Consider the following 8,755-nt stretch of genomic DNA (forward strand, 5'->3'; position numbering starts at 1 on the left):
CTCGCGGAGCTGCTGGTGATCGAGGACGAGCTCACCTCGGGTACCGAGCGCGACCCGACCAGAGCCCACCACTCGGTCAGCCGGATCACCCTGCACCAGGTGCTGTCCGCCGGCCTGGACGGCGTACTGCACCACGGCAAGGAGTACGAGCGGTACGAGCGCGTCGCGGACGGCACGGTGACCTTGCACTTCGCCGACGGGACCACCGCCACCGCCGACGTGCTGGTGGCCGCGGACGGCGCCAGCTCCCGGGTGTGCCGCCAGTACCTGCCCGACGCCACGCGGGTGGACACCGGCATCCGCGCGGTCGCCGGCAAGTACCCGCTCACCGACGAGACCAGGCGCCGGTTGCCGACCCGGCTGCAGAGCGGGCCGAACAACGTGCTCCCGCCGTCCGGGTGCGGCATGTTCCTCGCCCCGCACGAGCTGGCCGCCGACCACACGCCGACCACGGACGGCATCGGCGGCAACGACGAGACCGAGTCCCAGGACGCCGTGCTGTTCGACAACACCGGCAGCTACGTCATGTGGGCCTACGCCGCCAACCGCGCCAGGTACCCGCGCGACGACGCCGAACTGTCCGACATGGACGGTGAGCAGCTGCGTGACCTCGTCGGCACGCTGATCACCGACTGGCACCCGGCGCTGCGCCTGCTGGTCGCCGAGTCGCCCGCGGAGAGCGTGTCGCTGCTGCCCATCCGCACCTCGGTGGCGGTGAAGCAGTGGGAGACAACGAACATCACCCTGCTCGGCGACGCGATCCACAGCATGACGCCGTTTCGCGGCATCGGCGCCAACACCGCGCTCCGAGACGCCCGGCTGCTCGCCCGCAACCTCATCGCCGCGTCCCGAGGAGAGGTCGAGCTCCTGGACGGCATCCGCGACTACGAGACCCAGATGATCGACTACGGCTTCGCGGCCGTACGCCTGTCCCTCCGCACCGCCGAGCAGACGATCTCCACCAACCGGATCGGCCGCTCGATGATCAAGGCAGCGTTGCGTGTGTTCTCGGTGATCCCTCCTCTCAAGCGCATGGTTTTCAGCGATCTGGGCAGCAAGTGACGCCGTGTCGGTGACCGTGGCGCGGCTCGTGGTGTGGCCGCGCCACAGTCACGACGTTGGGACGGGACATGGTGGGCCCGGCCACTCGGCCACCCGGCCCGCGATCCATCACGGCTGGGCCGCCGGCGGGGAATCGCACCAGGTAGGGCGGTCCGCCGTCGTCACCTCGGACCATCGACGATCTCTGCCAACTGGTCGGGGTTGGCCCGGCCGTGTCCGGCGGGTCGGGCAGTGATCGGCCCGAGTGGCCGACCACCGCCACGTCGCGGTCAGGTCGTCGTGGCCAGTGCGAACGGGAGAACCGCCGGGGCTCCCGCGTCGCGCAGCAACTTGGTGGCCACGGTCATCGTCCAGCCGGTGTCCACGCGGTCGTCCACCAGCAGCACCGGGCCGTCCACAGTGGATAACCGCTCGGCCAGGGCCGGACCGACCTCCAGTGAGCGCCACACCTGGGCCAGCCGGCGCGCGCTGTTGGACTGGCGCTCACCCGAGTCGCGCACGCCGATCTCACCCAGCACTGGAAGCCGCCCGATGGCCGAGATCCGCTCGCCCACGCTCGACACCAGCTTCGGCCGGCTGACCGAGCCCATCGTGACCACGCCGACCGGTCGCTCAGTCCAGCCCCACGACGCCAGCACCGCGACACAGCCGTCGACCATGTCGTCGGGCACCGGACCGTCGACCGGGGCGCCGGCCGCGAACAGCTCGCGTAACCGGTTGCCCCAGCCGATGTCGGTGAGCCGGCCGAGTGCCCGCCCCGACGCGGCCAGGTCACCAGCGCCGAGTTTTCCGGAAAGCGGAACGTCGAGCGCGGCCATACCGCTTGGCCACATACGTCGCGGCTCGACCTCGACGCCCGGCCTGCGTAAACGCTCCCGTGCCTTCGCGACCGCTTCCCCCGAGACCTCCGTGCTCCACCGAGGTCCGGCACAGTTGTCGCACCGGCCGCACGGCACCGCGTGGGGGTCGTCGAGCTGGCGGAGCAGGTAGTCCATCCGGCACTTGTCGGTGCGCTGGTACTCGAGCATGGCCTGCTGCTCGGACTTGCGCGCTCCGGCGATGCCGAGATACCGCTCCTCGTCGTACTCCCAGCCCCGCCCGGTGGCGATCCAGCCGCCCTTGACCCGGTGGACCGCACCGTCGACGTCGAGCACCTTGAGCACCATGTCGAGCCGGCTGCGGGACAGGTCGCACCGTGGCTCGATCGCCGCCGTGGACAGTGGCCGGTCGGCCTCGGCCAGCACGTCGAGCACCTGCCGCACCACCCGTTCCGCCGGGAACGCCAGCGAGGCGAAGTAGGCCCAGATGTCCTGGTCCTCCGTGCCCGGCAGGAGCAGCACCTCGGCACGCTCGACGCCACGGCCCGCACGACCGATCTGCTGGTAGTACGCGATCGGTGACGGCGGCGCACCGAGATGGATGACGAAGCCGAGGTCGGGCTTGTCGAAGCCCATGCCGAGCGCCGACGTGGCCGCTACCGCCTTGATCCTGTTGGCCAGCAGGTCCTGCTCGATGCGTTCGCGCGCGGTCGGGTCGGTCTTGCCGGAGTAGGCCGACACCGCGTACCCGTGGTCACGCAGGAACGACGACACCTCCTGCGCCGCGGCGACCGTGAGCGTGTAGACGATGCCGGACCCCGGCAGCTTGTCGAGGTTCTCGGCGAGCCAGGCGAACCGGGCCTGCGCGGTGGGCAGCCGCAGCACGCCCAGGTGGAGGCTCTCGCGGTCGAGCTCGCCACGCAGCACCAGGGTGTCCTGGGCCCCGAGGTCGAGCTGGTCGGCGACGTCCCGCACGACCCGGTCGTTGGCCGTGGCCGTGGTGGCGAGCACCGGCACGCCCGCGGGCAGCTCACCGAGCAGCGTGCGCAGCCTGCGGTAGTCCGGCCGGAAGTCGTGGCCCCAGTCGGAGATGCAGTGCGCCTCGTCGACCACGAGCATGCCGGCCGACGCGGTGAGCTCGGGCAGCACCGTGTCGCGGAACTCGGGGTTGTTGAGCCGTTCCGGACTGACCAGCAGCACGTCGGTGCGGCCGGCGAGCACGTCGTCCTGGGCCTCGTGCCACTGGTCGATGTTGGCGGAGTTGATGGTGGCCGCGTGCACGCCGGCCCGGCCCGCCGCCTCGATCTGGTTGCGCATCAACGCGAGCAGCGGCGAGACGATGACCGTCGGACCTTGGCCCAGCTCTCGTAAAAGCGCGGTGGCGATGAAGTAGACGGCTGACTTGCCCCACCCGGTGCGTTGTACGACGAGTGCCCGCTTGCGGTCGACGACCAGGGCCTTGATGGCGGTCCACTGGTCTTCGCGCAGGGAGGCACCGTCGCCTGCGAGGGCGCGGAGTCGTTGTTCGGCTGAGTTTCGGAGGGCTTGCTGGTCCACGCCTCCACCCTTGCCTATGGCGCCGAGACGTGCCAGGACGAACCCGTGCGAAAGGACCATTCGCACGGGTTCGTTCGTCGCGACATGATCGGGAACCCGCCTTCACGTACGCTGACCAGCTATGTCGGGTCGGCGAGTCGGGATCATGGGCGGCACCTTCGATCCCGTGCACCACGGACACCTCGTGGCGGCGAGCGAGGTCCAGGCACGCTTCGACCTGGACGAGGTGATCTTCGTGCCGACGGGTCAGCCGTGGCAGAAGAGCCAACGCGAGGTCAGCGCGGCCGAGGACCGGTACCTGATGACGGTGATCGCGACCGCCTCCAATCCGCGCTTCTCCGTGAGCCGGGTGGACATCGACCGCGGCGGCGTCACCTACACCATCGACACGCTGCGCGACCTGCGCGCCGCCCATACCGACGCGGACCTGTTCTTCATCACCGGCGCGGACGCGCTGGAGCAGATCCTGTCCTGGCGGCAGGCCGAGGAGCTGTTCGCGCTGGCCCACCTCGTCGGTGTCACCCGGCCCGGCTACCGGCTGGCCAGCGAGCACCTGCCGAGCGGTTCGGTGAGCCTGGTCGACGTGCCCGCGATGGCCATCTCCTCGACCGACTGCCGGGCGCGGGTCGCCGCAGGCCAGCCGGTCTGGTACCTGGTGCCCGACGGCGTCGTGCAGTACATCAGCAAGCGGGATCTGTACCGGGAGTCCTGACCCGAACGCGCATTGGACTGTGCGCTGGCCAACCCGGGTACTCTCGTGGGGTTCACAGGCCCGGTATGGGCAAGTTCGACGATCGAGGAGTGACGTGGTCGCAACGCACGACGCACGCGAGTTGGCACTGGTCGCGGCCAACGCCGCCGCCGACAAGAAGGCCAGCGACGTGATCGTGCTCGATGTCTCCGAGCAACTGGTGATCACTGACTGTTTCGTCATCGCGTCCGCCCCCAACGAGCGGCAGGTGGGGGCGATCGTCGACAACGTCGAGGAGAGGATGCGCGAGGCCGGCACCAAGCCGGTGCGTCGCGAGGGCGCCCGCGAGGGCCGATGGGTGCTGCTGGACTTCGTGGACGTCGTGGTGCACGTGCAGCATGTCGAGGAGCGGGTGTTCTACGGCCTGGAGCGGCTGTGGAAGGACTGCCCGCGGATCGAGTTCGACCCGGCCGCGGCCATCGCGGAGTCGGGTGGCACCGACGGCGGGACGACGTGACCCTGAGCCGGCTCGTGATGTGGCGGCATGGCGAGACCGACTACAACGCGACCGGCAGAATGCAGGGCCACATCGACTCCGTCCTCACCGACGTGGGGCGCAACCAGGCACGTTTCGCCGTGCCCGCGCTCGCCCGGTTCTCCCCGGACATCGTCGTGACCTCCGACCTGCGCCGCGCGATGGACACCGCCACCACGTTCACCGAGACGGCCGGCGTCCCGCTGCGGGTGGACAAGCGGCTGCGGGAGACCCACCTCGGGCTCTGGCAGGGCATGACCAGCGCGGAGGTCGACGAGCAGTGGCCCGGCGCCCGGCAGATCTGGCAGACCGACCCGACCTGGACGCCTCCGGGTGGCGAGTCGCGGCTGGAGGTCGCCGCGCGGGCCGCCGAGGTGGTCGCCGACCTGGACGAGTCGGACGAGGAGACCGCGGTGCTGTGCGCACACGGCGGTCTGATCACCGCGCTCACCGGACACCTGCTGGAGCTGCCGATCACGGCCTGGGCGAAGCTGGGCGGCATCGGCAACTGCCACTGGACCGTGCTCGCGCGGCGCGCCTCGAGTGGCCTGGCCTGGCGGTTGCGTGTGTACAACGCCGGGATCACCGGCTGACCCCGATGCACAACCCGACCCTGTTGATGTTCGGGGACTCCCTGAGCTTCCACGGCCCTGACGGGCCCCACCCGGCCGACGACGTGCGGCTGTGGCCCAACCTCGCGGCGGCGGCCCTCGGCGGCCGGACCGAGCTGTTCGCCGGCTTCGGCTGGACCGCGCGCGACGCGTTCTGGGCACTCGCCGGCGACCCTCGCGTGTGGTCGCTGCTGCCCAAGGCAGACGTCCTGGTCCTGGCCGTGGGCAGCATGGACACGCTGCCCTCTCCGCTGCCCACCTACCTGCGGGAGGGCCTGCGCTACCTGCGTCCCGACGCGCTGCGCCGGTTCGTCCGCGCCCGCTACCTGGCCGCGCAGCCGTGGCTCGCCAAGGCCACTCGGGGCCGGCCGGTCGCGCTGCCGGCCGCGCTCACCGTTCGCTACCTGGACCGGACGCTCGGCTCGATCCGCGCGCTGCGGCCGGATCTGCCGGCGGTCGGCATCCTGCCGCCCGTGCACCGCGCGGCGTCCTACGGGCTGGTCCACACCGGCCGGACCGACGCCATGCGGGAGATCCGGGCCTGGGGCGCCCACGCCGGCGTGCCGCTGCTCGACCTCGCCGACCTGGTGGGGGAGCACGTGCTGAGCGGACGCGGCAACCCGGACGGCATCCACTGGGGCTGGGAGGCGCACGAACGGGTCGGCAAGGCGTTGGCCGACATGGTCGGGCCGTTGCTTGCCCGGAACGCGGACCCCTACCACGTAGGCTGACCGACCGTGGCGGTCGCCGTGGTCACCGATTCCAGCGCGTACCTGCCGGACGGCTTCGCCGCCCGGCACGCGGTGCATGTCGTGCCACTGCACGTGTTGATCGACGACAAGTCCGGGCTGGACGGCGTGGACATCGGCCCGTCGGACATCGCCGCGGCACTCACCGGCAGGCGGGCGGTCACGACCTCCCGGCCGAACCCGGACGAGTTCGTCGACCTGTACCGGCGGCTGCTCGACGGCGGCGCGGACGGCATCGTGTCCGTGCACCTGTCGCGTGAGCTGTCCGGCACCTGGGAGTCCGCGCGGTTGGCCGCGCAGGAGGTCGGGGTGGACCACATCCGCGTGGTCGACTCGCGGACCACGGTGATGGGGCTCGGGTTCGCGGTGTTACGTGCGGCGGCGGCCGCGATCGGCGGTGCCACCGGTGCGGCGGTGGAGGACGCGGCGGTCGAGGCGGCCGGGCGGACCACGACGTTCTTCGTGGTCGAGACCCTCGAGTACCTGCGGCGGGGTGGGCGGATCGGGCCGGCCGCGGCGTTCCTGGGGACCGCGCTCGCGGTGAAACCCGTGCTGCACGTCGAGGACGGCCGGATCGTGCCGCTGGAGAAGGTGCGGACCACGCACCGGGCCGTGCTTCGGCTCGTCGACCTCGCCGAGGAGGCCGCCACGGCCACCGGTGCCGAGGCCGTCGAGCTCGCCGTGCATCACCTCGCCGCGCACGAGCGGGCCGCGGAGCTGGCCACGTTGCTCGACGAGCGGATCTCGCCCGCGTCGGGCTGTGTCGTGTCCGAGCTGGGTGCGGCGATCGGGGCGCACACCGGCCCCGGGATGCTCGGCGTGGTGGTGTGTCCGGCCGAGCGGTGAACCGGCCAGCCTTGCACACCGCACCGACAATTCCGCCCCACTGAACGGAATCCCGCGCCGGTTGTCCACAACCGACGCACTTGTCCACAGCGGAGGGCCGACCGGCCCGGCACGCGGGCGACCGGGCATAGCGTCGAAGTCGTGATCGACACGACCTCCCGCCAAGACCGACGCAGTGCCCGTGCCTGCGGCCGACTCGACCGCCTGATCAGTCAGACCAGAGGCGACCGCCGCGCGGACAGCGTGGCGCCGCCGACGGACCAGCCATGGCTCGACGTCTCCATCGCCGCGCGAGCCCCGCGCGACCCCGAGTGGTGGCCGGACGTGGCGCCGACACCACCCGACATCGGATCCGACCCACCGGACCCGCCGCCCGCCGTCCCCGCGGACGTCGCCGATGGGGACGACGCGGGGGACGCCCCGCGGGCGCTGCTCGGCACACCGCTGCCCGCCGCTGAGCCGTGGTGGCGCAGGCGGCTGGACGGAGTGCTCGATCGCTGGCTGCCCGAGCGCGCGGCGGAGCGCCCGCGTTGGCGGCTGGCCGTCGCGGCCACGGTCGGCGCGGTCCTGCTCGGCATCGCCGTCGCGGTCGGGCTGGTGATGTCCGGCCGGACCAACGAGCCCGAGGTCCCCCCGGCGCTGCCAGCCGCCGCGGTCAGCCAGGTGCTGGCGCCCAGCACCACCCCGCCGGATGCCGGCGGGTCGATCGTGATCAGCGTCGTCGGCCGGGTGGCCGCGCCCGGCCTGGTCACGCTGCAGGGCGGCGCCCGAGTGGCCGACGCGTTGAAGGCCGCCGGTGGGCCGGCGCCCGGTGCGAACCTGGGCGGACTCAACCTCGCCCGCCGCCTCACCGACGGCGAGCAGATCTACGTCGGCATCCCCACCCCGCCGAACGCCGAGCCGCCCGGCGCGGCCTCCGGCACGGGCCAACCCGGCGCCGAACGCGTCGACCTCAACTCCGCGTCCCCCACGTCCCTCGACACGCTGCCCGGGGTCGGGCCGGTCACCGCCCAGCGCATCGTCGACTGGCGGACCGAGCACGGCCGGTTCTCCTCGGTCGACCAGCTCCGCGAGATCGACGGCATCGGACCGTCCCGGTTCGCCAAGCTCAAGGACCTGGTGGTGGCCCAGTGAGCCTCCTCGATCGCAACGTCGATGCTGGCGTGGGACCGGACTGGCGACTCGTGCCGGCGGCGCTGGCTGTATGGGTCGCGACCATGCTCGGGCTCGTGCTGGGCTGGTGGTGGGTCGCGATCGGCGGCGTCCTCACCATCGCCTGCGGGACGGCTGTGCTGCGGGCCGCTCGGGGACGGCCGCCGGTCGTGCGGTGGTGGCGCCTGGGGGTCGGGTGGGCGCTGATGATCTGCGGGCTCCTGGTGGCGGCGGCCAGCACCGGTCGCCTGCGCGACGCCGCCGAGGACCCGTTGCGGGCGCACGCCACCGAGGGTGCGTCGGGCGTGTTCCGGGTGACGGTCACCGAGCGGCCGCGGCCGGTTTTCTCCGCCGGGTTCGGCGGGCAACAGGGCGGGGTGCGCGCGGTCGTGGTGCCGGCACGCGTGCGTGATGCGACGGTCGGCCGGGCCGCGGTGGCTACCACCGGCCGGGTGGTGCTGATCGCGCCGGTGGACAGGTGGTCGACGCTGCTTCCCGGGCAGGACGTCACCGCCGCCGCGCAGCTCGCGCCCGCGCGGACAGGCGAGCTCACCGTGGCCGTGCTTCGGGTCCGTGGTCCGCCGGACCAGGTCACCGACGCGGCGGTCTGGCAGCGCGTCGCGCAGGAGCTGCGGTCCGGGCTGCGGGATGCCGCGGCAGTGCTCGACCCGGAGCCCGCCGGACTCCTGCCCGGGCTGGTGGTGGGCGACACCGACCGGTTACCCCGGCAGGTC

8 protein-coding genes and 1 pseudogene are annotated in these 8,755 nt (G+C 72.3%); 8 read left to right on the forward strand and 1 reads right to left on the reverse strand.

Going from position 1 to position 8,755, the window contains the following annotated elements; genetic code table 11:
* The coding region (locus tag VGD70_RS35335; RefSeq protein WP_331089247.1) for an NAD(P)/FAD-dependent oxidoreductase at positions 1-1,062 on the forward strand (1,062 nt) is incomplete at its 5' end.
* 269 nt (positions 1,063-1,331) lie between these two features.
* Here the strand turns inward: VGD70_RS35335 and VGD70_RS35340 are convergent.
* A complete protein-coding gene (locus tag VGD70_RS35340; protein ID WP_331089249.1) occupies positions 1,332-3,437 on the reverse strand; it encodes a RecQ family ATP-dependent DNA helicase in 2,106 nt (701 codons plus the stop codon).
* 121 nt (positions 3,438-3,558) lie between these two features.
* Here VGD70_RS35340 and nadD point away from each other — a divergent pair, with 121 nt between their 5' ends.
* The 7 genes and pseudogenes from nadD to VGD70_RS35375 form a co-directional block, all read left to right on the forward strand.
* Positions 3,559-4,149 carry a nicotinate-nucleotide adenylyltransferase gene (nadD, locus tag VGD70_RS35345; protein ID WP_331089251.1) on the forward strand — a complete coding sequence of 197 codons (591 nt, stop codon included), beginning with the start codon at positions 3,559-3,561 and terminating at the stop codon, positions 4,147-4,149.
* A 94-nt stretch (positions 4,150-4,243) separates the two neighbouring features.
* Positions 4,244-4,645 (forward strand): ribosome silencing factor, encoded by a 402-nt coding sequence (rsfS, locus tag VGD70_RS35350; RefSeq protein WP_331089252.1) that lies wholly within the window; start codon positions 4,244-4,246, stop codon positions 4,643-4,645.
* Positions 4,642-5,256: a histidine phosphatase family protein gene (locus VGD70_RS35355; protein ID WP_331089254.1), complete on the forward strand. Its 615-nt coding sequence runs from the start codon at positions 4,642-4,644 to the stop codon at positions 5,254-5,256. The genes rsfS and VGD70_RS35355 overlap by 4 nt, the downstream gene beginning before the upstream one ends.
* A gap of 5 nt (positions 5,257-5,261) precedes the next feature.
* Entirely contained in the window at positions 5,262-6,005 is a 744-nt protein-coding gene (octT, locus tag VGD70_RS35360) for a diglucosylglycerate octanoyltransferase (RefSeq protein ID WP_331089256.1), read from the forward strand.
* Positions 6,006-6,011: 6 nt separating this feature from the next.
* Positions 6,012-6,869, forward strand: a complete 858-nt coding sequence (locus VGD70_RS35365) for a DegV family protein (protein WP_331089258.1) — start codon at positions 6,012-6,014, stop codon at positions 6,867-6,869.
* A 243-nt stretch (positions 6,870-7,112) separates the two neighbouring features.
* On the forward strand, positions 7,113-8,003 hold the full coding sequence (locus VGD70_RS35370; protein ID WP_331089259.1) for a ComEA family DNA-binding protein: 891 nt from the start codon (positions 7,113-7,115) through the stop codon (positions 8,001-8,003).
* Positions 8,000-8,755 (forward strand): annotated as a pseudogene (locus VGD70_RS35375) (competence protein ComEC); the annotation flags it as partial. The gene VGD70_RS35370 and the pseudogene VGD70_RS35375, both read left to right, overlap by 4 nt.

This window comes from Actinophytocola sp., assembly GCF_036402745.1.
Classification (GTDB): Bacteria; Actinomycetota; Actinomycetes; order Mycobacteriales; family Pseudonocardiaceae; genus Actinophytocola.

Coding starts and splice junctions, on each gene's coding strand:
- nadD (WP_331089251.1), top strand. CDS start 3,559: ATGTCGGGTCGGCGAGTCGGGATCATGGGCGGCACCTTCGATCCCGTG.
- octT (WP_331089256.1), top strand. CDS start 5,262: ATGCACAACCCGACCCTGTTGATGTTCGGGGACTCCCTGAGCTTCCAC.